At 61.3% G+C, this 24,051-nt stretch carries 25 protein-coding genes; 18 read left to right on the top strand and 7 right to left on the bottom strand.

All coding sequences use genetic code 11. The features are described 5' to 3' along the window. Positions 1–41: 41 nt before the first annotated feature. Both RSO41_RS05215 and RSO41_RS05210 read right to left on the bottom strand, forming a co-directional pair. Positions 42–953, bottom strand: a complete 912-nt coding sequence (locus tag RSO41_RS05215; RefSeq protein ID WP_315618006.1) for a 2-dehydropantoate 2-reductase — start codon at positions 951–953, stop codon at positions 42–44. Continuing rightward, positions 950–2,884 (bottom strand): DNA topoisomerase III, encoded by a 1,935-nt coding sequence (locus RSO41_RS05210; RefSeq protein WP_315618005.1) that lies wholly within the window; start codon positions 2,882–2,884, stop codon positions 950–952. Before RSO41_RS05210 ends, RSO41_RS05215 begins: the two co-directional genes overlap by 4 nt. 151 nt (positions 2,885–3,035) lie before the next feature. Between RSO41_RS05210 and RSO41_RS05205 the strand changes: the two genes are divergently transcribed. Next, a complete protein-coding gene (locus tag RSO41_RS05205; protein WP_315618004.1) occupies positions 3,036–4,280 on the top strand; it encodes an AarF/ABC1/UbiB kinase family protein in 1,245 nt (414 codons plus the stop codon). Positions 4,281–4,391: 111 nt separating this feature from the next. Then, positions 4,392–6,239, top strand: coding sequence for an SEC-C domain-containing protein (locus RSO41_RS05200; RefSeq protein ID WP_315618003.1), 1,848 nt, complete (start codon positions 4,392–4,394; stop codon positions 6,237–6,239). 2 nt (positions 6,240–6,241) lie between these two features. Here RSO41_RS05200 and RSO41_RS05195 read toward each other — a convergent pair whose 3' ends face one another. Continuing rightward, positions 6,242–7,603 carry an AmpG family muropeptide MFS transporter gene (locus RSO41_RS05195; protein ID WP_315618002.1) on the bottom strand — a complete coding sequence of 454 codons (1,362 nt, stop codon included), beginning with the start codon at positions 7,601–7,603 and terminating at the stop codon, positions 6,242–6,244. A gap of 162 nt (positions 7,604–7,765) precedes the next feature. Here RSO41_RS05195 and rfaH point away from each other — a divergent pair, with 162 nt between their 5' ends. The 16 genes from rfaH (at position 7,766) to RSO41_RS05115 (ending at position 19,249) form a co-directional block, all read left to right on the top strand. After that, positions 7,766–8,311: a transcription/translation regulatory transformer protein RfaH gene (gene rfaH, locus RSO41_RS05190; protein WP_315618065.1), complete on the top strand. Its 546-nt coding sequence runs from the start codon at positions 7,766–7,768 to the stop codon at positions 8,309–8,311. 57 nt (positions 8,312–8,368) lie between these two features. Further along, positions 8,369–8,875: a peptidylprolyl isomerase gene (locus tag RSO41_RS05185; protein ID WP_315618001.1), complete on the top strand. Its 507-nt coding sequence runs from the start codon at positions 8,369–8,371 to the stop codon at positions 8,873–8,875. Positions 8,876–9,497: 622 nt separating this feature from the next. Next, positions 9,498–10,355 carry a site-specific integrase gene (locus RSO41_RS05180; protein ID WP_315618000.1) on the top strand — a complete coding sequence of 286 codons (858 nt, stop codon included), beginning with the start codon at positions 9,498–9,500 and terminating at the stop codon, positions 10,353–10,355. Continuing rightward, positions 10,348–11,496, top strand: coding sequence for an IS91 family transposase (locus RSO41_RS05175; RefSeq protein ID WP_315617999.1), 1,149 nt, complete (start codon positions 10,348–10,350; stop codon positions 11,494–11,496). The genes RSO41_RS05180 and RSO41_RS05175 overlap by 8 nt, the downstream gene beginning before the upstream one ends. Positions 11,497–11,826: 330 nt before the next feature. Continuing rightward, positions 11,827–12,705, top strand: coding sequence for a hypothetical protein (locus tag RSO41_RS05170; RefSeq protein WP_315617998.1), 879 nt, complete (start codon positions 11,827–11,829; stop codon positions 12,703–12,705). 38 nt (positions 12,706–12,743) lie between these two features. Next, positions 12,744–13,724 (top strand): HNH endonuclease, encoded by a 981-nt coding sequence (locus RSO41_RS05165; RefSeq protein WP_315617997.1) that lies wholly within the window; start codon positions 12,744–12,746, stop codon positions 13,722–13,724. 77 nt (positions 13,725–13,801) lie between these two features. Further along, a complete protein-coding gene (locus RSO41_RS05160; protein WP_315617996.1) occupies positions 13,802–14,173 on the top strand; it encodes a transposase in 372 nt (123 codons plus the stop codon). After that, positions 14,062–14,982 (top strand): IS3 family transposase, encoded by a 921-nt coding sequence (locus RSO41_RS05155; protein WP_315618064.1) that lies wholly within the window; start codon positions 14,062–14,064, stop codon positions 14,980–14,982. Before RSO41_RS05160 ends, RSO41_RS05155 begins: the two co-directional genes overlap by 112 nt. An 84-nt stretch (positions 14,983–15,066) precedes the next feature. Beyond that, complete coding sequence (locus RSO41_RS05150) at positions 15,067–15,573, top strand: N-acetyltransferase (RefSeq protein ID WP_315617995.1); 507 nt, start codon at positions 15,067–15,069, stop codon at positions 15,571–15,573. A gap of 86 nt (positions 15,574–15,659) precedes the next feature. Beyond that, the gene (locus RSO41_RS05145; protein ID WP_315617994.1) at positions 15,660–16,091 is read left to right on the top strand and encodes a GNAT family N-acetyltransferase; all 432 of its coding nucleotides are present in this window, start codon (positions 15,660–15,662) and stop codon (positions 16,089–16,091) included. A gap of 92 nt (positions 16,092–16,183) precedes the next feature. Further along, complete coding sequence (locus RSO41_RS05140) at positions 16,184–16,525, top strand: VOC family protein (protein WP_315617993.1); 342 nt, start codon at positions 16,184–16,186, stop codon at positions 16,523–16,525. A gap of 106 nt (positions 16,526–16,631) precedes the next feature. Further along, entirely contained in the window at positions 16,632–16,775 is a 144-nt protein-coding gene (locus RSO41_RS05135) for a hypothetical protein (RefSeq protein ID WP_315617992.1), read from the top strand. Positions 16,776–16,986: 211 nt separating this feature from the next. Further along, positions 16,987–17,367, top strand: a complete 381-nt coding sequence (locus RSO41_RS05130) for a VOC family protein (RefSeq protein WP_315617991.1) — start codon at positions 16,987–16,989, stop codon at positions 17,365–17,367. 92 nt (positions 17,368–17,459) lie between these two features. Continuing rightward, a complete protein-coding gene (locus RSO41_RS05125; RefSeq protein WP_315617990.1) occupies positions 17,460–18,026 on the top strand; it encodes a DUF1993 domain-containing protein in 567 nt (188 codons plus the stop codon). Positions 18,027–18,072: 46 nt separating this feature from the next. Continuing rightward, the gene (locus RSO41_RS05120; RefSeq protein ID WP_315617989.1) at positions 18,073–18,564 is read left to right on the top strand and encodes a GNAT family N-acetyltransferase; all 492 of its coding nucleotides are present in this window, start codon (positions 18,073–18,075) and stop codon (positions 18,562–18,564) included. Positions 18,565–18,913: 349 nt separating this feature from the next. Further along, positions 18,914–19,249, top strand: a complete 336-nt coding sequence (locus RSO41_RS05115) for a zinc ribbon domain-containing protein YjdM (RefSeq protein WP_315617988.1) — start codon at positions 18,914–18,916, stop codon at positions 19,247–19,249. Positions 19,250–19,346: 97 nt separating this feature from the next. Here RSO41_RS05115 and RSO41_RS05110 read toward each other — a convergent pair whose 3' ends face one another. The 4 genes from RSO41_RS05110 to RSO41_RS05095 all read right to left on the bottom strand — a co-directional run bounded on the left by RSO41_RS05110 (position 19,347) and on the right by RSO41_RS05095 (position 24,023). Further along, the gene (locus RSO41_RS05110; protein WP_315617987.1) at positions 19,347–21,068 is read right to left on the bottom strand and encodes a proline--tRNA ligase; all 1,722 of its coding nucleotides are present in this window, start codon (positions 21,066–21,068) and stop codon (positions 19,347–19,349) included. 150 nt (positions 21,069–21,218) lie between these two features. After that, on the bottom strand, positions 21,219–22,106 hold the full coding sequence (locus tag RSO41_RS05105; RefSeq protein WP_315617986.1) for a carbon-nitrogen hydrolase family protein: 888 nt from the start codon (positions 22,104–22,106) through the stop codon (positions 21,219–21,221). Next, entirely contained in the window at positions 22,103–22,699 is a 597-nt protein-coding gene (locus RSO41_RS05100) for a GNAT family N-acetyltransferase (protein ID WP_315617985.1), read from the bottom strand. The genes RSO41_RS05105 and RSO41_RS05100 overlap by 4 nt, the downstream gene beginning before the upstream one ends. Before the next feature lie 133 nt (positions 22,700–22,832). Then, positions 22,833–24,023 carry a benzoate/H(+) symporter BenE family transporter gene (locus tag RSO41_RS05095; protein ID WP_275288620.1) on the bottom strand — a complete coding sequence of 397 codons (1,191 nt, stop codon included), beginning with the start codon at positions 24,021–24,023 and terminating at the stop codon, positions 22,833–22,835. Between the last annotated feature and the right edge of the window lie 28 nt (positions 24,024–24,051).

Genomic DNA, 24,051 nt, shown 5'->3' with positions numbered 1-24,051 from the left:
TCGAACCCTTCTGTTTATCAGTAGAAACGTAGCACCTGGCGTCAGGCCTTGCCAGGATGTTGTCGCGTGGTGAACTGCTGATGGAGCGCGGCAAGGTGCGGCATGTCCAGTCCATTCTCGCGGGCCGTCTGCAGCAGGGGCAGCAGGATGGCGTCGTGTTCGGTGGGTCGGCCGGCCAGGACGTCCTGGAGCATCGAGGCCCGGTTCTCGGCGGTGGCGGCGATGACCTCCCAGATCATCGCCGAAAACCCGTGTGGCGGCGGCGGGATGGCCTCGGCGGTCATGACGCGTGTCACCTCCTCGATGATGGCGTCGACCATGGGACGAAAACGCGGCTCGCGCAACTGGCCGTTGCGCAGGCGAAAGTGTGCCACCAGAGGATTGATGGCTGCATTGACGGCCAGCTTGTGCCACAGGCGAACGCGAATATCGTCGACCGCCAGGGTGGGGATACCGATGGCCGACAGGGTGGCGGCGAGGTCGGCAGCCAGCTCGGGATACCGGCCATCGAGGTGGCCGATCCAGGTCTGGCCGTGTCCGGCATGCACGACGCCGTCATCGCCGCTGGAATAGGCCCCTTCGGTCGTGGTGGCGCAGAGGGTAGGGCCCTGCCGGTGCCGGGTCAGGCGCGGTTGACTATCGAAGCCGTTCTGCCACAGGACCAGCGGGGTGTCGCTCGGCAGGCGCGGGGCAAGCGTTGCCAGGGCCGCATCGGTGGCGTAGGCCTTGGTCACCAGGTGCACGGCGGCCAGGCGAGACGTATCGAGCCTCTCCAGTGAGTCTGGCGTCAGGCACTCGAGCGAGCGATGACGACACTCGCCCTCGGGCGTCGTCAATGTCTGGCAGTGGGGCAGGGAACGGCGGCCGAGCAGTGTCACCGGCTGTTGCTCGGCCAGGTGAAGGGCCAGCAGGCGGCCCATGGCGCCCGGTCCGACGATAAGGTGCCGCGTCATTGCCGCTTGCCTCCCGCCGAGCGCCGCGTGCCCTTGCCTTGTCGACGCTGGCCGCCACGCTTCGTGCCGCGACCTCGGGCGGGCTTGCGTGCCTTGGCCTCCGGTCCCCTGGCTTCGCCCAGGGCGTGTCGCATCCGCTCGGCGTCGGCATGGCCCAGCAGGCCGCGCAGGTCGTCGATCAGTCCCTCCAGGAAGGGGGCCGGCGCATCGTCCCGTTCGGCGATGTTCGCCAGACGCTGCTCCCATTGGGCGGTGCGTTCCGGGCGTCCCGCGGCGTCCGGCAGCGAGGCGATCAGGGCGCTGCCGAGCCGGGTGGCCTTGAGGCTCTTGCCTTCGCGCACCAGGTAGCCGCGTTCCAGCAGTGTCTCGATGATGCCGGCACGGGTCGCCTCGGTGCCGAGGCCATCGGAGTCACGCAGGGTACGTCGGATCGCCGGGTCGTCCACGTAGCGGGCAATGTTCATCATCGCCTTGATCAGGCTGGCGTCGGTGAAGTGTTCGGGGGGCCGGGTTTCCTTATCTTCCACGCCGGCCTGTTCGACGCGACAGGCTTCGCCCTCGGTGAGCGGCGGCAGGGGCGGTGCTTCGTCACGCGTGGTAAACAGGGGCTTCCAGCCGGGCTCGAGAATCTCTTGCCCCCTGGCGCGGAAGCGTTCGCCGGCGATCAGGAACTCGGCCTTGACCTCTCGGGTCTGCAGGGCCGGATAGAACTGGGCCAGCACGTTGCGGGCGATCAGTCGGAAGACATCGGCTTCCTGGCGCGACAGCCGGTCGAGGTCGGCGGGTTTGCCGGTGGGGGCCAGGGCATGGTGGGCGCCGACCTTCTTGTCGTTCCAGGCCTTGGAGCGTCGGGAAAAATCGGCGCCGGCCAGCCAGCGGTTCAGGGTCTCGTCGCTGCGGCATGCACCGTTCAGGGTGCGTTGCGCATGGGCGAAGTGTTCCTCGGGCAGGTAGCGGCAGTCCGATCGCGGGTAGGTGATCAGTTGATGGCGTTCGTAGAGGCGTTGGCAGACGTCCAGCACCGCCTTGGCCGAGAGGCCGTGGCGGCGCGCGGCATCGACCTGCAGGGCCGACAGCGAATAGGGCAGCGGCGCCGCCTGGCGCTTGTCGCGACTGGCCAGGCTGTCCAGGCGGCCTTCGGCACCGGGCAGGCGGTCGGCCAGTTCGGCGGCGGGGGCACGGTCGAGCAGGCGCCCCTGATCGTCCAGCCGGTGGGCCTCGCCCGGTACCCACCAGGCGCGCAGCTGCCCTCGGGATACCGCCAGGTCGGCCCAGAGCACGAAGAAGGGGCGCGGTTCGAAATCACGGATCTCGGCATCGCGCCGGACCACCAGGCCGAGCACCGGCGTCTGCACCCGGCCCACCGACAGTACGCCGTCGTGGCCGGCCTGGCGCCCGATCAGCGTCCAGGCTCGGGTCAGGTTGATGCCATACAGCCAGTCCGCCCTGGCGCGCGCCTGGGCGGCACGATAGAGCGGCGCATAGCGGCGGTTGTCCTCGAGACGTTCCAGGGCCCGCTTGACCGCCGGCGGATTGAGGTCGCTGACCAGCAGGCGTGCCACGTCGCGCTTCCAGCCGAGGTGCTCGATCACCTCCTGGACCAGCAGCTGTCCTTCGCGGTCCGGGTCGCCGGCATGCACCACCTGGTCGGCGCTCTTCAACAGGCGGCGGATCACCGCCAACTGGCCGCGCGCCTTGGGACGAGGCATGAGCTTCCAGTGATCCGGCAGGATCGGCAGGCTATCGAGCCGCCAGGTCTTGAGGGCCGGGTCGTAGGCATCCGGTGGCGCCTGCTCCAGCAGGTGGCCGAGGCACCAGGTGACGACGGTATCCCCGGCCACCAGGGCGCCTTCCTCCCGGCGCGGCGAGGTGGGCAGGGCGCTGGCGATGGCGCGGGCCAGGCTGGGCTTCTCGGCGATGATCAGGCGCATGGCATCTCGTGCGTCAATGAGAGAACATGGGGATTCTTACAGTATTTCTCGATATCCGCCAGAGGGCGGGCCGGTGGGCTTGTTATTAACCTGGCTAAAAGCTTGCCGGGTTAATACTAGGTATCGGAGGAAGCGCCGAAAGGGGGATCATATGCGAGAACGGGGTCGCCGTCGGCGTCTGTTGGGGCTGGGGTCGCGTACCGGCGGCGCGGTGCTCAAGCATCGGCTCGGGGGGCAGACCGACTGGCGGGCGCTCGGCGAGTCGCTGTTCGAGGGACTGTCGGAACTCAAGGGACCGGCCATGAAGCTGGCCCAGATCATGGCCCAGTGGGACGATCTGCTGCCCGCGGACCTGGCCGACGAACTGGCCCGCCTGCAGCGCCAGGCCGAGCCCATGCCCTGGGAGGACATCCGGCGCACCCTGGACGCCTGCTACGGCGACACCTCGACGTACTTCACCTCCATCGAGCCCCGGCCCTTCGCCAGCGCCTCCATGGGGCAGGTGCACCGGGCATGGACACCTACGGGCGAGACGGTGGTCCTCAAGGTACAGTACCCGGGGCTTGCCGAGGTGCTCGAGGACGATCTGCGTCAGGTACGGCGTCTGATGCGCCTGGGCCGTTGGCTGCGCATGCCGCAGGCGCGCCTGGACGCATTGTTCGAGGAACTGGCGGCCAGCCTGCGGGGAGAGCTGGACTATCGCGCCGAGGCCGAGGCACTGGCCCGCTATCGGGCCCGTTACGCACAACGCGACGACCTGGTGATTCCCGAGCCCTTGCCGGCGTTGTGCGGGCCCGGCGTGCTGGCCATGCGCCATGTGGCCGGTACGCCACTGCGCGAGCTGGAAGGCGCCGATGACGCCACGCGACAGCGCCTCGGCACGACGCTGGCCGATTGGCTCACCGAGGAACTCTTCACTCACGGGGAACTGCATGCCGACCCCCACGCCGGCAATTTCGCTGCCGATGCCGAGGGGCGGCTGGTGATCTACGACCTGGGTGCGGTGATCGAGGTGCCGGCGTCGCGGCTGAAGGCCATGATGCGCCTGCTCGAGGCGACACTTGCCGGCGACCCCATGGCCATGGACGACGCCGTGATGGCACTCGGCGGCCGGCAGGGTCAGGGAGCGCCCCTGGCGCTCTACCGCGAATCCGCCGAGGCAGTGGCGCCGTTGTTCCAACCCGGCCCGCAGGATTTCAGCGATGTGCGGGTGCACCGACGGCTGCGGGATCTGAGTCCCAGGGTATGGGCGGCCATGGATCGGCTCCAGCCACCGGCGGATACGCTGCTGTTGTCGCGAACCCTGAACGGCCATTACTGGAACCTGGTGCGTCTCGGCGCCCGCCTCGACATGGCGGAACGGGTACGGCCCTTGCTGGCATGGGCTTCAGGCTGATTTCAACGCCGCATGGGCGAGCGCAGTAGTTTGTAAACACCCTCTGAGCGGCTGCCAGCCCGGCACTCTACTGATAGACTATGCGGTTTTCCGATAGCGGTGGAGACGTCGATGCTGGCGGTATGGGTGGAACAGTTGCTGGGGTTCGCGTCCGGAGCACTCTCGGCGATTCGCGAGGATGAACGCTATCCGACGCTGATGGCCTGGGCGCGTCAAGAGGGACCCGAGCTGGTCGATGGCGACCTGGCGCTGGCCCAGGCGCTGGCGCCGGAGCTATGGTCGCAGACGCCTCTGGAGCGGCTGGACTTCGCCTGTGAACCCTTGGCCCGCCCGGGGCGCAATGAACCCTGCTGGTGCGATTCGGGCCGCAAGACCAAGCATTGTTGTGGTGCCGTCTCGCTGCCCGGCCACGTACCCACTCACCTGATGTGGATGCTCTCCCTGCGTGAGTGGAAGGGCGATACCCTCAAGGCCGCCCTGGCCAGTGGTCGTGCGCCGGCCCAGTCATTGCTCGAGGCCGGCCTGATCGCCGCCGAGTCCGGCCAGCGAGGCCGCGCCCAGCAGATCCTCGAGTCCCTGTTCGAGAATGCCGACTGGTCGCGGTTGCCCGAGCAGGCCGAGCCGGCCTTCGAGATCCTCGTCGATCTCTACCAGGAACGCGGTTTCCACCGCAAGCGCGAAGCCCTGCTCGACGCGGTGCTCGATCGCGGCCCCTTGTTTCTGCGTGGCGTCGCCCTGGAGCGGCTGTGCCTGCTGCACCTCGACAACGACGATCTGGACAGCGCCCGGGCGGCCTTCGTGCGTGCCCAGCAGACCCTGCCCGATTCGCCGACCCTGGCCTATATCGAGGCCATGTTGCTGCTGCACGAAGGCCACGAGGAGGAGGCCGCCGAGCGCTCCCGCTTCTGGTACCGCCGCCTGGCCCGCCAGGGAGACCTCGAACCCGAGCAGCTACAGTTCCTCGCCGACCTGGCGGAAAATCCCGGCGCCACCCTGGCCGAGCAGCTGCTCAATGCCGAGGCGGACCTGGCCGAACCGCTGGTGTCGCTGCAGGCCTTGCTCGAGGCATTGCCGGAGCCGCCGCAACTGGATATCCGTCACGAAGGCGACACCCTGACCTATCACAGCAGTGCCCGCGAGGACACCCAGTTCGCCGCCTTCCAGGCCGTCTTTCAGTCCCAGGTCGAGGGCGAGACGCTGATGGGCTTCGACTCGGACCCTTGGCCCCAGGCGGGCGATTGGCTGCCGGCTCTGTGCGCCCATCCCGAGTGGCTGGATTCGCCGGCCGTCGTGCAATCCCTGGCGCTGGCGCTGACCAGCCGCTTCGGAAGCCTGCCGTGGATGGCACCGAGCCTGTTCGAGCCCCTGGCGTGGCGCCTGGAACGCTGGCTGGCGCAGGTCGCCGAGGCCGGTGAAGCATCCCTGATCTGGGAAGCCGCCGACAACGCCGCCCTGCTGCGCGCCGGACTGGCGCTGGTGGTAGGCATGGAGCGCGGCGCTCGCCAGCACTCGCGAGAACTCGCCGAGACGCTCTTGACGCTGGACAATCAGGACAGCCTGGGGCTACGCGAGCTGGTGCTCGATCAGCTACTGCGGGAAGGACGTGACGACGAGGCCCTGGCATTGAGCGAACGCGCGGTTGAAGAGGATCAGGACGATACCAGTTCGCTGCTGGGCATGCTGATGGGGCGCGTCCTGGCGCTCTATCGGCTCGCTCGTCGCGACGAGGCAGGCCAGGCGCTGGCCCTGGCCCACCGGCACAACCCCTTCGTGCTGAATCTGCTGTGCACCGAATCGCCGCGGCCGGCCCCGTCCGCCAATGGCGAGGCGGCCCCCGGCTCGCGTGCCGAAGCCTGGCAGTACCGCACCCTGATGCGGGATCAATGGCGGGTCACCCCGGGAGCGCTGGAGTGGCTGTGTGCCCAGACCCCCGAGCGGAACACCTCGCGAGGCAAATGAGGTCAGGTCTCGTTGCCGGCCGGGCGCAGCAGCGTACCGCGGCTGATCCATAGCGCCAGGAGAATCGCCGGTAGACCCAGGGCCGAGGCCAGCAGGAAGAAGCCCGCGTAGCCCTGGACATCCACCACCAGCCCGCCGAAGCCGCTGAGGAACTTGCCCGGCAGGGTCATCAACGACGAGAAGAGCGCGTACTGGGTCGCCGTGTAGGCGCGCGAGGTCAGGCTCGACAGAAAGGCGATGAAGACCGCGCTGGCCAGCCCGTTGGAAAGATTGTCGCCGATGATGGTGGTGACCAGCATCGCCAGGTTGTCGCCGGTCGAGGCCAGGACCACGAACAACAGGTTGGTCAGCGCCGTGGCCGTCGCGCCGAACACCAGCAGTGGACCGATGCCGTAGCGCGCCACCAGCAGGCCGCCGAGGACGCCGCCGAGAATGCTCATGGCGATGCCGAAGACATTGGTCACGTTGGCGATGGTGGCCAGCGAGAAGCCCAGGTCGATATACAGCGGGTGGGCCATGGACGCCATGGCCAGGTCGCTGATGCGAAAGACCGCCACGAACAGCAGCAGCCAGAGCGCCTGGCGCCGGTATCGGGTGAAGAAGTCGGTGAACGGGCAGACGATGGCCCCGATGACCCAGGCCCCCAGGCGCCGCAGCCAGTCGGGACGCCCGCGGCTGACGCGCAGGAAGGCACGCACCCGGGGCTCGTGGATCAGTTGCGTGGAGAGCGACAGCCGCTCCGGCTCCGGGCGCAGCAGGACCGTCACGACACCGACCAGCACCAGCGCCGCCATGCACAGATAGGCAGCCTTCCAGGACACCAGCGACGCCACATAGAGCGCCCCCGCCCCGGCGGCGATCAATCCGCCGCGATAGCCGACGATATAGGTCGATGCCATGGCCGCCTGCATGTCGTCGGGCGCCGACTCGATGCGAAAGGCGTCGATGGCGATATCCTGGGTCGCCGAACCGAAGGCCACCAGCAGCGAGAACACCGCCACCATGGGCAGGTGCCCGACGGGATCGAGATGCGCCAGGCTCGCCAGGCCGAGGGCGATCATCGCCTGGGCCAGCAGCATCCAGCCCCGGCGCTGGCCGAACCACCGGGTCAGCCCAGGCAGTGCCAAGCGATCGACCACCGGCGCCCAGAAGAACTTGATCGAATAGAGGATGCCGATCCAGGCGAAGAAACCGATGGCCGCGACCTCGACGCCATCGCTGCGCAGCCAGGCGGTGAGGGTGGAGAACACCAGCAGGAAGGGCAGGCCCGCCGAGAAGCCGAGAAACAGCATGGTCAGCACCGGGGCCTTGAGATAGACCGCCAGGGCATCCCTCCAGCTACGGTGCGCGGTTGGTGTCGGCATGGCGCGTGCTCTCCTTGCGGCAGGCCTGGCCCGCCCCTCGCGGGGGAGGCCAACGATGTTAGAATGGCGGCCACGAACGTGGTCAGAGAAGACCCGTCCGCGGTGCGTGCCCGATTGTTGCAGAGCACCGGAGGTGATACCAGCCAGAACCCCAGGAGCGACATGAACGACGACAGCATGTGCCCGACGGAGAGCGACGATGCCGTGCCTCGCTGGTACGTCATCCAGTGCAAGGGCGGCGAGTCCTTCCGCGCCGTCGAACACCTCGGCAACCAGGGCTACGAGATCTTCCATCCGGTGCTGCAGGTCCAGAAGAAGCGCCGCGGCAAGCTCGCCTGGGCCGTCGAACCGTTGTTCCCGTACTACCTGTTCATCCGCCTCGACCGGCTGGACAGCAACTGGCGGCCGATCCGCTCCACCCGCGGTGTATTGAAGATCGTGACCTTCGGCATCGAGAGCAGCCCGGTGCCCGTGGACGACGAACTGGTCGAGTCGCTACGTGAACATGGCCGCCATGAGCCGGGCGAACCCGCCAACGTCTACTTCCGCGCGGGTGAACCGGTGGAGATCACCGAAGGGCCCTTCAAGGACCTCCAGGCGGTCTTCGACACCCACAAGGGCGAGGAGCGCGCCATCGTGCTGCTCAACATGCTGCACCAGCGGCAGCGCCTGGAGATGCCCGTCAGTCAACTGCGGCGCTGCGAATAGCCCCGGCGCTGCCATGCCACCTGATTCCCGATGACTTCCGACTTCCAGGAGACTGCGATGACCATCGCGCCACAACGGGTCGTGACCCTGCATTATGTCCTCAGCGACGCCGAAGGCCGAGTGCTCGACGACTCCCGTGCTCGATACAAGCCACTGGAATACCTGCATGGCCACGGCAACATCCTGGCCGGCCTCGAGGACGCCCTGGCGGAACGGGCAGTAGGCGACCAACCTAGCATCACCCTGTCGCCGGCTCAGGCCTACGGCGAGCGCGACGAAACCCTGGTGCGGGAAGTCGGCCGTGACGCCTTCCCGGTGAGCGACCTGGAACCCGGCATGCGCTTCCAGACTCCCGGCGACGACGGCCCCGAGATCGTCACCGTGCTGGAGACGCGTGACGACAGCGTGCTGATCGACACCAACCACCCGCTGGCAGGGCAATCGCTCACCTACCGGGTTGAAGTGCTCGATATCCGCGACGCCACCCGCGCCGAACTGGCCAAGGGGCACCCACTCCCGCCCGGCACCACCCCGGACGAAGTGGAAGACAAGAAAATGGTCTGAAGCCGCCGCCGTCCGCAGAAAAACGAGCCCTTATAAAATCACAAGGCGGGATGCCAACAGCATCCCGCCTTGTTTATTTTGCACTCTCGCAAAGGGGCATTTAGTCTGAATCCAAGAACGAAAGGCAACCAAGATTGCCAGCACAACGACAACATAATACGCAGCGACTACCGCGGGAAGAAGGGCAAAGTGCCATCGCACCGTGCAGGGTAGGTGGCGGTAGCGTGCCTGATACCCCTTCGCCTTACCCAGCCCGCCCAAGAATGCTCCGCCTGAAATATGCCCTCAACAGGCCATTGCACCTACCCATACCGCGACGCCATATTCAATTTTTTGAATATGTACAGTATTATTGGCACCAGCAAAACGCGCAAGCACGCGAATTCTGCATAGATTGCAGGGGTGAATATAAATGCTCTATAAATCAATATGTTAGATTCGCAATAGGGCGAAAAATAAGGTTGTTGAACGCGCACGCTCGTTCAAGTGAATAAACGAGCGTGCTAGTTAATACCTGTTGAACTAAACCGCTTCGCGGTAGCTGTCGTCGAATCCTGTCCTTCGCTTCATCGAACCACACTGTTCATTGACCCACGTGGGTCAATGAACAGGAGTGACGACGATGACTGCCTTGCGACAGGCGATGATCGAGGCCATGCGTCAGCATGGTTTTGCACAACGCACCCACAATACTTACCTGATGGTGATTACGGATCTGGCGCGCTATTTCCACCGTCCGCCAGACACCTTGAGCACCGACGACCTGCAACGCTTCTTCAACCATCTGGTCCAGGAACGCGGTTTGTCAGCCGCCAGTTGCCGCGTCTATCTGCACGGTGTGCGTTTCCTGTACCTGCAAGTGTTGCACTGGCCGTCGGTTGATGTGTCCCCCGTAGTGCCGAAGACACCGCAACGGATTCCGGAGCTGCTGACCCGCGACGAAGTCCGGCGGATCCTAGCCGGTTGCCACAACCCCAAGCATCGCCTCATGCTCGAACTGTGTTATGGCTGCGGACTGCGCGTGAGCGAGGTCTGCCACCTGCGGGTCAGCGACATCGATGGCCAGCGCGGTCAGCTGCGTGTGGCGCAGGGCAAGGGCGCAAAGGATCGCATGGTTCTGCTATCGGCGACCCTGCTCGATCGCTTGCGTAATTACTGGCGTGCCTACCGGCCGGAGACATGGCTATTCCCGAGTGCCCTGTTCCCGGATCGTGCGTTGCACCCGAGCGCACCGCAGAAGGCCTTTACCCAGGCCAAGCGGCAGGCCGGGGTCGAACGGGTCGGTGGCATCCACAGCCTGCGCCATGCCTACGCCACGCATGTCCTGGAACAGGGACTGCCCGTCCATCAGCTCCAGCGGCTGTTGGGCCACCGCAGCATCCAGTCGACGATGCGCTACCTGCATTGGCTGCCGGGTCATCAGGTGGCGAGTCAAGGACCCATCGATCTGGTGGCCGGCCTGGAGGTGGGCCATGACTGAGACCGCCACCCTCCAACAGGCCCTGACCCGCTTTCTCGACCCGGCCGGCCTGGATCGCCAGCGCCAACGCGTGTGCCACCACCTACTCGCCTGCCGCACCGAGGCGATGGGAGGGACGATCTTGCAGTGTACGGGCTGTGACCACACCCAGCCGCATTACTTTGGCTGTCGCGATCGTCACTGTCCGCAATGCCAGGGTCGTGCCATGGCGCAGTGGGCTGAGCGTCAGCAGGCGAACATCCTGCCGGTGCGCTACTACCACGTCGTGTTCACTCTGCCGCACAGCCTCAACGGCTGGGTCCAGCTTCACCCCGAGGTGATCTACCGACGGCTGTTCCAGAGCGCCTGGCAGACGCTGCGCACCTTTGGTCGTGACCCCAAGCGTCTCGGCGGTGAGATGGGCATGAGCGCTGTGCTTCACACCTGGGGCCAGAACTTGAGCCAGCATGTGCACCTGCACTGTCTGGTTCCCGGCGGTGCGCTGGGCGACGACGGCATCTGGCGCGAGGCGCGCAGCCACTACCTGTTTCCGGTCCGGGCCCTGTCGCGCCACTTTCGCGGGAACCTGGTGAGCGCTCTGCGCGAGGCCGCCACTTCAGGCGAACTCCACCGGGTTACCCGGCCGGGTGACGTCGATGACCAGCTCAACACGCTGATGGCCACCGAGTGGGTGGTCTACAGCAAGGACTGTCTCGAACACACCGACACGGTGGTGCGCTACCTGGCGCGTTACACGCGCCAGATCGCCATCAGCAATGCCCGTATCCTCGCCGTGGACGACCATCAGGTGACCCTATGCTACAAGGACTACCGCGACCGTGACCGGCGTAAACAGCTCGTCCTCGCAGGCGAGGAATTCGTGCGCCGCTTCCTGCTCCACGTTCTGCCCAAGGGACTGATGCGAGTTCGTCACTATGGCTTTTTGGCCAATCGCTGTCGACGACGACGTCTGGCAGAGATCCGCCGGGCGCTGGCGGTCGAGACGACACCGGAGGCCGATACTGCCGCTAACGACGCGGAGCCAACCTACACTTGCCGACACTGCGGGCAACCGACACTGAGAGTGATCGAGACCTTCATACCCCTGCGACCCAAACGTAGCCGACACCCCAGCCACAGGGAGCAACGCTATCGAGCATGAACTAACGTCCTACCCACACAACGGACTCGGCGATCCGGCCCGCTTGCGGGTCGCGGCGGTGCTCGTCCCGATGATGGATTTTGACCGGCAAGCGCGCTACGTTGGGGCAAACTGGGCCCGGAAGGTACTGGAATCATGGCCAATATCACTGCTCGAATGCGTCACAACAGATCCGTCTGCGCGCGATCTGCCGTCACAGGCCGAACACTGGCCAATACAATACCTATAGAAGCTGTGTAGCAGCCTGATGGGCGGCTTAGTCCAACAGGCATTTATACGCCATGCTCCGCACAGCGAAGAAATGCTGAACAGTTATATTTCGAGGTGCCGATGAAGTATGAGACAAGAGTTGTAGCCTTTATAGATATCCTTGGATTCAAGACTATTCTCGACGACACTATCGATAAAGATGGCTCAGATAATGAGCAAAGCATTGACCGATTGGTATCTGCGTATACAGCTATCAGGGACGTCTGGGATCTTGACGCGAAAGAGGACCTGCTTGGGTCTGATTCGCCGGAATCGAAGAAGGTCTCTATATTTTCCGATTCCATCGTGGTTTCGTTCAAGGCTGAAGAGCCCAGCGAGGTATTTTTCACGCTTCTTGAGATCAAGTGGCTAATCATGCGTCTCATATCCAGAAAGATATTGGTGAGAGGGGCCGTATCGATTGGAAAGTTTATACACAACGACCATTACCTATTTGGGCCGGCGCTGGTCGAAGCTTACACACTGGAATCCAAAGCTGCAATGTATCCTCGCGTTATTCTAGATAGTAGTGTCATCGAAGCTAGTGCAAAAGCCAAATCTCCGGATCACTCATCGAGTCAAGAGGCTAATTTTGTCAGATCACTTTTAGAACAAGACTCTGACGGGATGTATTACATTGACTATTTCTTTAAGGCACAATCAGAGCTGGATGATCCTCAGTACGATTTCCCTCAGTACATAGATAATTTAGGAGACGTCATACGTAAGGGGCTAATGGCTTCAAGTCATCATACTAAGGCAGATCTCAGGGTAAAATATTCCTGGATGCGAGAGCGATATAACAAGATGGTAGAGATAGTGACCAATAAAGATTCAATAAGTCGTTTGAGGTCTGAAGGCCTTGAAGAGTTGTCCGACTTTTATCAGGGGCTTAAGAAAATTAGCCCGGACAAATATAACAAGGCGTTCCAACGGACGCAGAAAAAACTGCGCCGTTGAACGGCGGCGTTATGCACTACAGATCAAGGTTTTAATTAATGCCAACAATAACAGAGTGTATATACAAATCTCAGGTGATAGATGTCGAACGAGCGCTAGAGATAAAGAAGTATTCACTAGAGTCTGAGAATTCAGATGCTGATTTCACTTGTATTGAATGTGGAGCTCCAGTTAGACCTCACCGTGACGGGGGACATGCCTCTGCCCATTTTGAGCATTTGGCAAGAAACCCTGAATGCTCGCTAAGTCATCGAGCGAAGGGTGCAAACGAACAAGGGGTGCTAGAGCCTGTTGAATCGATTAATGAAGCTCAAGTCAACGCCCAAGCCTTTTCTGGTGTTGGGAAGGCAGCTAAAACAGTAGCAAACGAAAATTTTAATCGTTTTTTCCACTGGTATTATTTCCCTGAGTTGGATCTATTTGCGCCGAGCAAATTTATTGGATACAAGAACACCAATCTTGATAATTACAAAGGAAAAGGAACGGGAACTGAAACTCAAAGAGTCCTTGGTCAATGGTTTTCCAAAGTTGAAGCAGGCACAGAGAGTCATAAAGAGCTATCTCGAAAGCTAACTGACTTCGCCGAAAGCATCGACAAAACTATAAGTAAGAAAACGTTTGAAGGAACAGGGGGAGTCTACATCCTTTCTGGTGAATATGCGGACCAGGACTTTCCTGATGAAATTACGAAGAGTTCCTTTAAAGAGGGTGCAACCAAGCAAGTTAGGGTCAATGCTTATGAGCGAAGCAATCAAGCACGTGCGGAATGTATTGAATATTATGGAGCAAAATGTTGCGTCTGTGATTTTGAATTCCAGTCCCTCTATGGCAAGGAATTAGGCGCTGGTTTCATTCATGTACATCATTTGGTCGACATTTCGCAAATTGGCAAAGAGTACGAGGTAGACCCAATCGCTGACCTCAGACCTGTTTGTCCCAATTGCCACGCGATGCTCCATAAAAGAAAACCGGCCATGCACCCTGAAGAACTCCGTAAAATTGTCAAAGAAGGTGCATAACCAATGGCGTCAGTCGGACCTGGACTTCCCCCACTCTAGTGGACACGCATCGATAACTCCCCAGCAGGAGAGAACCGATGCCCGAGATGATCACGGGGAAGAAAACACAGCGCTATAGCACCGAGTTCAAAGTCAAAGCGGTGGAGTGGAGCCATCAGGCCCACCGGAGCGTCCAGGGGGTGGCTGAAGCACTGGATATCCACCCCTTCATGCTGTCACGCTGGCGAAAGGAATATCGCGAAGGAAAATTCGCCATGAAACGAGTCAGGAAGGCACCAGCTGAGGCCAAGCAGAAGGTCCAGGAGCAGGATGAAGTTGCTCGCCTGAAACGCCGCGTATCGGAGCTTCAGGAGGAGAACGACATCCTAAAAAAGTTTCAACGCTTTCAGGCCGAGGGACGACGGAAGCGTTCCGGTTTGTCTGGAAGCACAGACAAGAATACAACGTAAAGCTCCTGTGCAAGTACTTGAGCGTTTCCCGGTCAGGCTATTACGCCTGGGTCAATCGTAAGCCAAGCCCTAGGGCTGTCGAACGGGCAGATCTGGTCTTCAGGACCCGGAAGGTCTATGACGAGAGCAGAGGGCGGTATGGGAGTCCTAGGGTGTATCAGGCGCTACGCCGTGAGGGCGTTCAGGTGGGCGAAAACCGCGTGGCGAGGATCATGCAGGAGTGGGGCATGAAGGCACGTGTCACTCGAGTCTACCGGCGTTTGGCACGCAGACGTCATGAATTGAAGGCATTGCCCAATTACCGGCTGGCTGCACCAGCGCCAACAGGTGTCAACCAGCAGTGGAGCAGTGATGTTACCTACATCAAATTAGGCACAAAATACGTGTTCTTGGCCGTTGTGCTGGACCTCTATTCTCGCCGAGTCATCCATTGGCGACTCGGTAAGAGCCTAACTGCTGACTTCTCTAAAGCGACGCTCAGAGAGGCCTTCAAGCGGCGTCATCCGTCACCAGGCTTACTGCTCCACACGGATCGTGGGATCGAGTATAGGGCAAACAAAATGCAGCGGCTTCTGAATCAACATCAAGTGCGACACAGCATGAATCGGCCTGGGCAATGTACTGACAATGCGGAAGTGGAATCCTTTTTTAAGACCCTGAAGGGAGAGTTGCTACACGCAACTAGCTTCACTGCGATGTGCCAGCTACGAAGCCAAATCAGGCACTATATTGATGGCTTCTATAATAGCCATCGTCTTCACAGTGGCCTTGGTTACCGGAGCCCGATAGAATTCGAAGGGATTAGCTGATGGCGCGTGTCCATTTTTTTGGGGGAACACCAGCCCTGCGGGCTCGGCCGTTGTCGCGGGCGTTAACCTTCATAGAGGTCGGGATTGGATATCCAAATTAGCAACGAAAGCATCAATGATGCAGCTCGGATACATGAAGTGATAGCGCAGGCGTTCTTGAATGCTCTCCATACAGATCATACAGAACAGTTTATTGTTGATGCTCTTCGTCGCGCGGGAGCGCTAACGATCTCTCGGGTTGCTAAAGTTGACGGAAAGATTATTGGTTATGTTGCGATTTCGCCTGTCACTCTATCAAGTGGCACAACCGGCTGGTTTGGCCTTGGCCCGGTATCTGTTCTTCCGGAGTTTCAAGGGTGCGGCGTGGGGTCTAAGCTAGTTAAAAGCTCTCTTTCTTCTCTTGAAGCAATGGGTGCATCTGGCTGTGTAGTACTTGGTGATCCTGGCTATTATAGTCGTTTCGGTTTCAAGGCTGTAGATGGGCTTTTTTATCCCGGTGTACCTGCTGAGTATTTTCAGGCGTTGTCGTTTTCCGGCGAGGTCCCGAAAGGGAATGTATCGTACCATGAGGCATTCTCAGCTAAGGGTTAATAAGGCCAAGAAAGCCGACGACTTTTTCGTTGAGGCTTCGCCTTCACTACAATGTTTCACGTGTTAGCGGCGTTAGGGATACGTACATGAAAGCTGAGTTTCGCCAAGCCATGGATAAGGGCTTTGCCAGCCAACTGACCCGTAAGAATATGGAGCCTTACTATAGGGAGCTTGGGATCGCCTGGGATCAGAGGTTATTCAACAGGAACTGGGGAGAGTTTGATAACTACGAAATTCTCGTTAATTCCGTCCCTGTTGGCATACTTCGCCTCAGTCATGATCACCTGTCTTACTATATTCGTGACCTCCAGATTGATCGTCGCTGGCAGTGTAATGGGTTGGGTGAAAAGGCGATCGAATATTCAGTTGAAATTGCCCGTCACGCGGAGGTTGAGCTCCTTAGGCTTCGTGTTTTCTGTATGAATCCGGCGGTATCATTATACGAGCGTATGGGGTTTAAAATTCTGAAAACTGAAGACGATATGCACTACATGGAGAGGGAGGTTCTCTATAAATGAGCTCCATGCGAATGGCATTTCTCGGCTTCACCACAGTAAATCCATCGGTGCCGTTTCGGCGTTATGTCTTTGGGTAATATGCGATGCCTAAGATGAACTTGATTGTGATAAGAGTTTCAGACCTGGAAAGGTCGCGTCTTTGGTACGAACGTCTCGGTCTGGAGTTTTCTGAAGATCAGCATGGCGAAGGACCCGTTCATTACGCAGCGGTGGAGACCAATTTGGTTTTCGAGCTATATCCAGAATCGACATCCAACCCTGTAACATCGTCTGTAAGGCTGGGGTTCTGCGTGAAAAATGTGCGCGAGATTGTCGATATCCAGGTTTCATCTGACTCGGTAGTGGTAGAACCTGCTATGAGGTCTGGCCGATTCAGTGCAGTTCTGGTTGATCCGGACGGTATCAAAGTGGAGATTAGCGAAGTCCAGGAATGACTCTAAACTCGGCGTGACAGGGTTTCGCACCTCTGAATTCGATACGGTAGGTAATGTTTATGTTTCTTTAATAACATGTAATGAATATTCAAAGGGGAGAGGTAGCATGGATGGTATGGGACTTGTTTTTGGCGTTATGGGAATGTCGATGGGAGTTTTAGGCTTTGTTTTTGGCATCGTTTCATTTTCTAGAATTGCTAAGCTGGAAAAGAAGATGGAGGAAGATGGGCTCTTGGGTAAAGGGGGGTAAGCCAAGCTAGGTCGTGGTAAATAAGCAGTCCTGTACTGCTTGGGGCCGTAATATTATCGGGAGGGAGGCTCATGATCTTCAAGCACTCAGTTGATTCGTGAAAAGCCGCTCAAGCATGTTTCTGGCCGATCGGACGCCTACCGGACGTATCTTGCGGACCGCCGTATTGGCTGGGTTTGATGAATGCCCTCAGTCTTGAAAGGAGTCATCGGTGTTTAAGGTGAAAGCAACTCAACATGTTCTGGCGGTCAAGGATCATGAAAAGGCCGAGAGCTACTTTATCGACAAGCTTGGGTTTTCCGTCCGCTTCCGGGTGGATGGCTGGTCGTTTCTGAGCCTCGGTGACTTTCATGTCATGGTAGGCCATTGCCCGGATGAACTGATGGCTCGTGATACGCATGAGCATTCGTACTTTGCCTATGTGAACTGTGAGGGCATTGACGAACTGTACCGTGACTATCAGGCACGTGGCGTAGAGGTTTTTCAGCCAATATCTGATAAGCCTTGGGGCTTGCGTGAGTTTGGTGTGGCGACTCCAGAGGGTCATCGCATCATGTTCGGTGAAGAGATTGATCCATTAGTGAACTCGTGACCAGGTCGTGTACCGGCTTTCCAAGTCATCATCTCATTACATTTTTGGTAGTGCTGCACCATTCAGCCATCAATTGATAAGGAAATAAATCCATGTCGCTGACGAAATTGCTTGTTCCAACCTATACGCAAATGCTTGGGGCGCTCTCGAGCTGGCTGAAGAAGGCACAGGAACAAATGCCGGAAGCCGATGCGGAAGCGCTGTTATCCGCACGCCTCGCGCCAGACATGTTTCCTCTTTCGACTCAGGTTCGGTTTGCTTGCGTGCAGGCTCAAGAGGGGATATTTCGGCTTCAGGGAAAGCCGTTCCCAAAGACGGTTGATGAGCTTCTCGAAGAAGGACGAAATGCTGACGAGAGGCCTGGTTCGCTTGCAGATGCTGAGGCCCGGATTGATGAAACGCTCGCGTTACTGGACGATCTTGCTCCCGATGCCCTGGATGAAGAGGCGGATACGCCTATTGAGCATAAGCTTCCGAACGGTATGATTCTGGACCTGACCGCCGAGCAGTATGCCCGCGACTGGTCATTGGCCCAGTTTTATTTCCACATCATGACCGCCTATTCAATATTGCGCAGCGAAAAGGTAGCGCTTGGGAAGGCTGACTATGTAGCGCACATGTTCCCGTATATTCGTCCTGAAACCTTGCCTAAGGGTTAACAGAAAACCAGTCGTAACTGTCAGCCTTGTGCAGTGAGGAACCGATATGAGTATAAGTGTTGAGCCGGCGCTGGACAGGCACTTGGCTGAAGTCTTGGCGCATGTGCGTGCATATCATCAGTACGAAGACATACGTTTATCCGACGAGCAGCGCGTATCTGCGATTCGGCAATTGCTCGGGCCAAGTCAAGTTGGCCGAATCTTTTTGATCCACCATGGAGCCGTGATGGTCGGATACATTGCAGTCTGTTTCGGATTTTCAATTGAATTTGAAGGGCGGGAAGCATCTATCGACGAGATGTATATCGCGCCAGCGTATCGTAAAAAAGGCTACGGGCGAGAGGCTTTGGGGCTGCTTGAATCAGCGATGAGAGGGATGAATGTCCGGGCTTTACATCTGGAGGTCGCCCGTGACAACGAGAAGGCGCAGCAACTGTATCACGCAGCCGGGTTCGAGCTTCGTGAAAAGTACTGCCTCATGTCTTCCGTTTTGGTCGAGCCTGAAGCACAACAAGGTGCTCCAGAGGGACCGTCGTAGCTTTCATTCCCACGGCTCGCATACTCACGTCGCCGATCCCATGGTCTGGGAACTGTTCCAGGCCCTTCGGCGGCTTTGCGTTCGCATTGCAGAGTCCCGTGTCACGCAGGATGACACGGTGCTACGCCAGGAAGCTGCTCTTCTCGAGTGTCACCCGGTCCCGAGACCTCGGTAGTCTCTGAGCTCTAGCATGGCAACGTTTTCAGCCGGCGGCAGGCCTGTCTGTCCGGAAAGCGGTCGACGATATGTCGTAAGGGCATTGGGTGACGGTGCGTGTGAGGCATGTCGGCCTCGCCAATGCCATGAAGGCACAGTATCCTGTGCGGCCGATTACACCAGAGATGTCGCCATGTCGTTACCACCTTGCCCTCAGTGCCAGTCCGAGTTCGTGTACCAGGATCAGCGTCATCTCGTGTGCCCCGAGTGTGCACACGAGTGGAACCCTGCCGAGGTGGAGGTCGAAGACGTCGTGGCGGTCAAGGATGCCAATGGGACGCTCCTGTCCGAAGGTGACAAGGTCACGCTGGTCAAGGACCTCAAGGTCAAGAGCAGCTCGCAGGTCATGAAGATTGGCACCCGGGCCTTTATCCGGCGTATCAAGGACAGCAAGGATCACCAGTTGGACTGCAAGGTCGATGGGGCGGGTGACATGATGGTGACCGCCAGTTTCGTCAAGAAGGCCTGAATAGCGGTCAATAAAAACCCCGCCAGGCTCGAGTGTTGCTCGAGGCTTGGCGGGGCTTTTTTATGGTGCATCGCAGGGTTGCGTGCGATGTGCTGGATCAGCCGCCGATCTTCTCGCGCAGGAAGTTGATGACGTCGTCGATGGGGATCATGGTGACGTCGCTGTCGCGGCGGCCCTTGTACTCGAGTTCGCCCTTGTCGAGGGCACGGTCGCCGATGACGATGCGGTGGGGGATGCCCATCAGTTCCTGGTCGGCGAAGCGCACGCCGGGGCGCAGGTCGCGGTCGTCGATCAGGACGTCGAGGCCGGCGTCGGAGAGGGCCTGGTAGAGGCGTTCGCTCTCGTCGCGTACGCGCTGCGACTTGTGGGCGTTCATCGGCACCAGGGCGACGTTGAAGGGCGCGATGGCGTCGGGCCAGATGATGCCGGCGTCGTCGTGGTTCTGCTCGATGGCGGCGGCGACGACCCGGGTCACGCCGATGCCGTAGCAGCCCATCAGCAGAGGCACGGCCTGGCCGTTGTCGTCGAGCACGGTGGCGTTCATCGCCGTGGAGTACTTGGTGCCGAGCTGGAAGACGTGGCCGACCTCGATGCCGCGGGCGATGGAAAGCGTGCCCTGGCCGTCCGGCGAGGGGTCGCCCTCGACCACGTTGCGCAGGTCGGCGACCTTGGGCAGGGCGACGTCGCGCTCCCAGTTGATGCCGAAGTAGTGCTTGCCGTCGACGTTGGCGCCGGCGCCGAAGTCGCTCATCAGCGCCACGCTGCGGTCGATGATCAGCGGCATCTCCAGGTTCACCGGACCGAGCGAGCCGGGGCCGGCGCCTACCACCGCGCGAATCTCTTCCTCGCTGGCCATGGTCAGGGGAGCGGCAACCTCGGGCAGGTTCTCGGCCTTGACCTCGTTGAGCTCGTGATCGCCGCGTACCAGCAGGGCGACCAATCCACCCTCGGTGCCGTGCACCATCAGCGTCTTGATGGTCTTTTCGATGGGCAGGCCGTGCTGCTCGACCAGGGTGGCGATGGTGCGCGCATTCGGGGTGTCGACCAGTCGCAGTTCTTCCTGGGGGGCCGCACGCTCGGGTGTCTCGCCCAGGGGAGCGGGCAGTGCCTCGGCCTTCTCGATGTTGGCGGCGTAGTCGGAGGAGGTGGAGAAGATGACCGCATCCTCGCCGGAGTCCGCCAGCACCTGGAATTCGTGGGAGCCGCTGCCGCCGATATCGCCGTTGTCGGCCTCCACGGCACGGAAGTCCAGCCCGAGGCGCGTGAAGATGCGCACATAGGCGTCGTACATGGCGTCATAGGAACGCTGCAGGCCGGCCTGGTCGACATCGAAGGAGTAGGCGTCCTTCATGATGAACTCACGGGCACGCATCACCCCGAAGCGCGGGCGGGTCTCATCGCGGAACTTGGTCTGGATCTGGTAGAAGTTGGACGGCACCTGCTTGTAGGACCGCAACTCGTTGCGCACCAGGTCGGTGATGACTTCCTCGTGGGTCGGGCCGTAGCAGAAGTCGCGGTCGTGGCGGTCGCGGATACGCAGCAGCAGGTCGCCGTACTGGTCCCAGCGGCCGGATTCCTGCCAGAGCTCCGCCGGCTGGATCGCGGGCATCAGGACTTCCTGGGCGCCGGCGCGATCCATCTCTTCGCGGACGATGTTCTCGACCTTGCGGAGCGTGCGCAGCCCCAGAGGCAGCCAGGTATAGAGTCCCGAGTTGAGGCGGCGGATCATGCCGGCGCGCAGCATCAGCTGATGGCTGACGATGTCGGCGTCGGCGGGGGTTTCCTTCAGGGTGGCTATCAGAAGTTGACTGGCGCGCATGGGTCCTGGGTCACCTCGAGTCTGGGGCTTGTCGTGAGCATGAATGAAGCCGCGCAAGGCGGGATATCATGGCATTGTACGGTGTGGCGGGTTAAGCGGCAAAAGCTCGGACTTAGCTCAACCGGCGCTCGTCGACTTTTTAGATAATGATTAGTGTACGCCTGACTCGAGTCGCTCGAGCTGACGCGTCCAGTCGGCGTGGTTGTCGACCTGGCCGCGCTCGCGAAGGGCGGCGATGGCGCCGAGGTCGAGCGTGGCGAATTGCCAGCCCGGGGTGGCGTCGGTGCTCTTCACCAGGATGCCGTCCGGTGGGAAGCCGCGGTCGCAAGGCGTGTAGACGGCGGCATGGCCGATGTTGATATCCACCGCCGGTGACCACAATGCCTCGCCCACGGTGGGCGAGTGGATCACTGCCACCTGCTGTTCGATGGCCCGGGCCTGGGCGCTGAGCCTGACGCGCTGGTAGCCGGCCTGGGTGTCGGTGCAGCTGGGCACCAGCAGCAGGTCGGCCCCGGCCTCGATCTGCGCCCGCGCGAGCAGCGGGAACTCGCTGTCGTAGCAGATCAGGACACCGAGACGTCCCGCCGGGGTGTCGAATACGCGCAGGCCTTCGCCCGGCGAGATACCCCATTCATTGGCTTCGAACCGCGTCATCAACTGCTTGTCCTGACAGTCGGCGCCGCCGTCGGGAGTGAACAGCCAGGCGCGATTGACGAAACAGCCGTCCTCGCGTTGCCAGGGCAGGGAGGGGGCAAGCAGGGTCACGCCATGGGCGAGGGCGAGTTGCCGCCAGGTGTCGTGGAAGGCCTCGCGCCAGGGCTGCAGGCCGTGCAACTGGGCCTGGAGGTCGTCGCGCTCGGCGTCGGGCAGCAAGGAGGTCAGCTCCATGCCGCCGTATTCCGGAAACACCAGCAGCTCGGCGCCCCGGCTCGCGGCGTCATGCACCCAGCGGGCGGCCTTGGCGCGGAAGGCCGCGATATCATCGAAGGCCTCGATGGGGTACTGAGCCGTGGCCACGCGGAGGATGGCATCGCTCATGCCGGGGTCTCTCTGAGCCAGAACACCATGGGCTTGTCGGTCTCCTCGGTGTCGTCGAGGTCCTTCCAGGCGAAGGTCGTGGCGAGTTCGGGCATCCGTCGGTAGCCCCGACCCTGCCAGAAGTCGTGCAGGGGGCGATAATCGGCCGGACGACGCGGGTGGTCATCCGGTCGCTCCACGGCGCAGAAGGCGACGAGAGCGAAGCCGGCCGCGGCGGCGTGTCGTTCCCGGGCATCCATGAAGGCATGGCCGAGCCCGGTGCCGCGATAGTCGGGCAGCAGGACCGACTCGCCATAGTAGAAGACGTCCTCGACCCGGTAGCCGGCCCGCTCGAAGGGCGCGCGGAACTCCTCCAACTCATCGGCCAGGGGCTGGGCGGTGGAGGCGCCGACCAGGCGTTCGCCGTCCAGGGCCAGCACGAAGAGGCTGCGCGGGTTGTCAGCGTAGCGCTTGAGATAGTCGGCTTCGTAGGCCGGGTCGCCATCATACAGGTAGGGGTAGTCGCGGAAGACGCGGATGCGCAGGCTCGCGAGATCTTCCAGGTAAGGGACAATGTCCGTCCCTTGGCATGTCGTCAGTCGTGGTGTTGGCATGGCATTTCTCGTCGACGATGTCGGGTATCGCTCGGACGGCGCGTCAGCGCTGCTTTGCTGTCATGACCCTATCAGGCCGGCGCCGGGCTGCCCATCGCCGCGACGACGTCTCCTGCCGAGCCGGCGACATTCGTCAGGCTCGGCGGCGCAGTACCCAGAGGGTGACGAGGCCGCCCACCAGGCCCCAGAAGGCGGCGCCGATGCCGGCCAGCGCGATGCCCGAGGCGGTGATGAGGAAGGTGACCAGGGCGGCATCGCGATGCTCGGGATCCCCCAGGGCGTCGGCCAGGCCCCCGCCGAGGGTCGGCAGCAGGGCGAGTCCGGCCACGGCCATCACCAGTTCGGCCGGGAAGGCGGCGAACAGCGAGGTGACGGTGGCGCCGAACAGGCCGAGCAACAGATAGAAGCCGCCGGCGGCGATCCCGGCAGTATAACGGCGCGCGGGATCGGCATGGGCCTCGGGCCCCTGGCAGACCGCCGCGCTGATCGCCGCCAGGTTGAGCGCGAAGCCGCCGAACGGGGCCAGTGCCAGGGTGGTGACACCGGTACCGCCGATCAACGGCGAGATCGGCGGGGCATAGCCGGCGGCGCGGATGGCGGCGATGCCGGGCAGGTTCTGGGAGGCCATGGTGACCACGAACAGCGGCACGCCCACGCCGATTATCGCGGAGAGCGAAAAGCTCGGCATGATGAAGTCCGGGCTGGCCAGGGCGGGCGTGACCTCGCCCAGATGCAGCGAACCCTCGAACAGTGCCATGGCGATGCCGACGGCCAGCACCATCGGGATGGCGTAGCGCGGCCAGAAGCGCTTGCCCGCGAGATAGGCGAGACACATTGCCAGAGGCAGAATCAGGTCGTGCTCCATGGCCATGAACAGGTCGAGCCCGAAGCGCAGCAGCACGCCGGCCAGCAGTGCCGAGGCCAGGGCGCGGGGCAGGCGATGCATCAGGCGTTCGAACAGGCCGGTCACGCCGCACAGGGTGATCAACAGTGCCGAGAACAGGAAGGCGCCGATGGCGTCGCTCATGGCCACGCCGGGCAGGCTGGTGGCCAGCAGGGCCGCGCCGGGCGTCGACCAGGCGGTGAGCAGCGGCATGCGGTAGCGCCACGAGAAGACGATGGTGGTCAGCCCCGAGCCGATGCCCAGCGCCCACATCCAGGAGCCGATCTGCGCCTGGCTGGCCCCGGCCGCCTCGGCGGCCTGGAAGATGATCACCGCCGAGCTGGTATAGCCGATCAGCACGGCGATGAACCCCGCCGTCAGGGTGGAAAGCGTGATGTCGCCGAGCGGTGCAAGCCGGCTTGTCGAGTGAGGGCTGGGCATGGTTCGAGGCTCTCATGGATGGATGTGC

The organism is Halomonas sp. I1 (assembly GCF_032334135.1).
Taxonomy (GTDB): Bacteria; Pseudomonadota; Gammaproteobacteria; order Pseudomonadales; family Halomonadaceae; genus Halomonas.
This window is presented reverse-complemented; position numbering and strand designations above follow the sequence as displayed.

What these genes read in the sequence shown, in the direction of transcription:
- RSO41_RS05210 (WP_315618005.1), bottom strand. Translation starts at nt 2,884, where the DNA reads ATGCGCCTGATCATCGCCGAGAAGCCCAGCCTGGCCCGCGCCATCGCC.
- RSO41_RS05170 (WP_315617998.1), top strand. Translation starts at nt 11,827, where the DNA reads ATGAAGTATGAGACAAGAGTTGTAGCCTTTATAGATATCCTTGGATTC.
- RSO41_RS05115 (WP_315617988.1), top strand. Translation starts at nt 18,914, where the DNA reads ATGTCGTTACCACCTTGCCCTCAGTGCCAGTCCGAGTTCGTGTACCAG.
- RSO41_RS05105 (WP_315617986.1), bottom strand. Translation starts at nt 22,106, where the DNA reads ATGAGCGATGCCATCCTCCGCGTGGCCACGGCTCAGTACCCCATCGAG.
- RSO41_RS05175 (WP_315617999.1), top strand. Translation starts at nt 10,348, where the DNA reads ATGACTGAGACCGCCACCCTCCAACAGGCCCTGACCCGCTTTCTCGAC.
- RSO41_RS05165 (WP_315617997.1), top strand. Translation starts at nt 12,744, where the DNA reads ATGCCAACAATAACAGAGTGTATATACAAATCTCAGGTGATAGATGTC.
- RSO41_RS05195 (WP_315618002.1), bottom strand. Translation starts at nt 7,603, where the DNA reads ATGCCGACACCAACCGCGCACCGTAGCTGGAGGGATGCCCTGGCGGTC.
- RSO41_RS05140 (WP_315617993.1), top strand. Translation starts at nt 16,184, where the DNA reads ATGAACTTGATTGTGATAAGAGTTTCAGACCTGGAAAGGTCGCGTCTT.
- RSO41_RS05095 (WP_275288620.1), bottom strand. Translation starts at nt 24,023, where the DNA reads ATGCCCAGCCCTCACTCGACAAGCCGGCTTGCACCGCTCGGCGACATC.
- RSO41_RS05125 (WP_315617990.1), top strand. Translation starts at nt 17,460, where the DNA reads ATGTCGCTGACGAAATTGCTTGTTCCAACCTATACGCAAATGCTTGGG.
- RSO41_RS05120 (WP_315617989.1), top strand. Translation starts at nt 18,073, where the DNA reads ATGAGTATAAGTGTTGAGCCGGCGCTGGACAGGCACTTGGCTGAAGTC.
- RSO41_RS05200 (WP_315618003.1), top strand. Translation starts at nt 4,392, where the DNA reads ATGCTGGCGGTATGGGTGGAACAGTTGCTGGGGTTCGCGTCCGGAGCA.
- RSO41_RS05145 (WP_315617994.1), top strand. Translation starts at nt 15,660, where the DNA reads ATGAAAGCTGAGTTTCGCCAAGCCATGGATAAGGGCTTTGCCAGCCAA.
- RSO41_RS05215 (WP_315618006.1), bottom strand. Translation starts at nt 953, where the DNA reads ATGACGCGGCACCTTATCGTCGGACCGGGCGCCATGGGCCGCCTGCTG.
- RSO41_RS05180 (WP_315618000.1), top strand. Translation starts at nt 9,498, where the DNA reads ATGACTGCCTTGCGACAGGCGATGATCGAGGCCATGCGTCAGCATGGT.
- RSO41_RS05110 (WP_315617987.1), bottom strand. Translation starts at nt 21,068, where the DNA reads ATGCGCGCCAGTCAACTTCTGATAGCCACCCTGAAGGAAACCCCCGCC.
- RSO41_RS05160 (WP_315617996.1), top strand. Translation starts at nt 13,802, where the DNA reads ATGCCCGAGATGATCACGGGGAAGAAAACACAGCGCTATAGCACCGAG.
- RSO41_RS05205 (WP_315618004.1), top strand. Translation starts at nt 3,036, where the DNA reads ATGCGAGAACGGGGTCGCCGTCGGCGTCTGTTGGGGCTGGGGTCGCGT.
- RSO41_RS05185 (WP_315618001.1), top strand. Translation starts at nt 8,369, where the DNA reads ATGACCATCGCGCCACAACGGGTCGTGACCCTGCATTATGTCCTCAGC.
- RSO41_RS05100 (WP_315617985.1), bottom strand. Translation starts at nt 22,699, where the DNA reads ATGCCAACACCACGACTGACGACATGCCAAGGGACGGACATTGTCCCT.
- rfaH (WP_315618065.1), top strand. Translation starts at nt 7,766, where the DNA reads ATGAACGACGACAGCATGTGCCCGACGGAGAGCGACGATGCCGTGCCT.
- RSO41_RS05135 (WP_315617992.1), top strand. Translation starts at nt 16,632, where the DNA reads ATGGATGGTATGGGACTTGTTTTTGGCGTTATGGGAATGTCGATGGGA.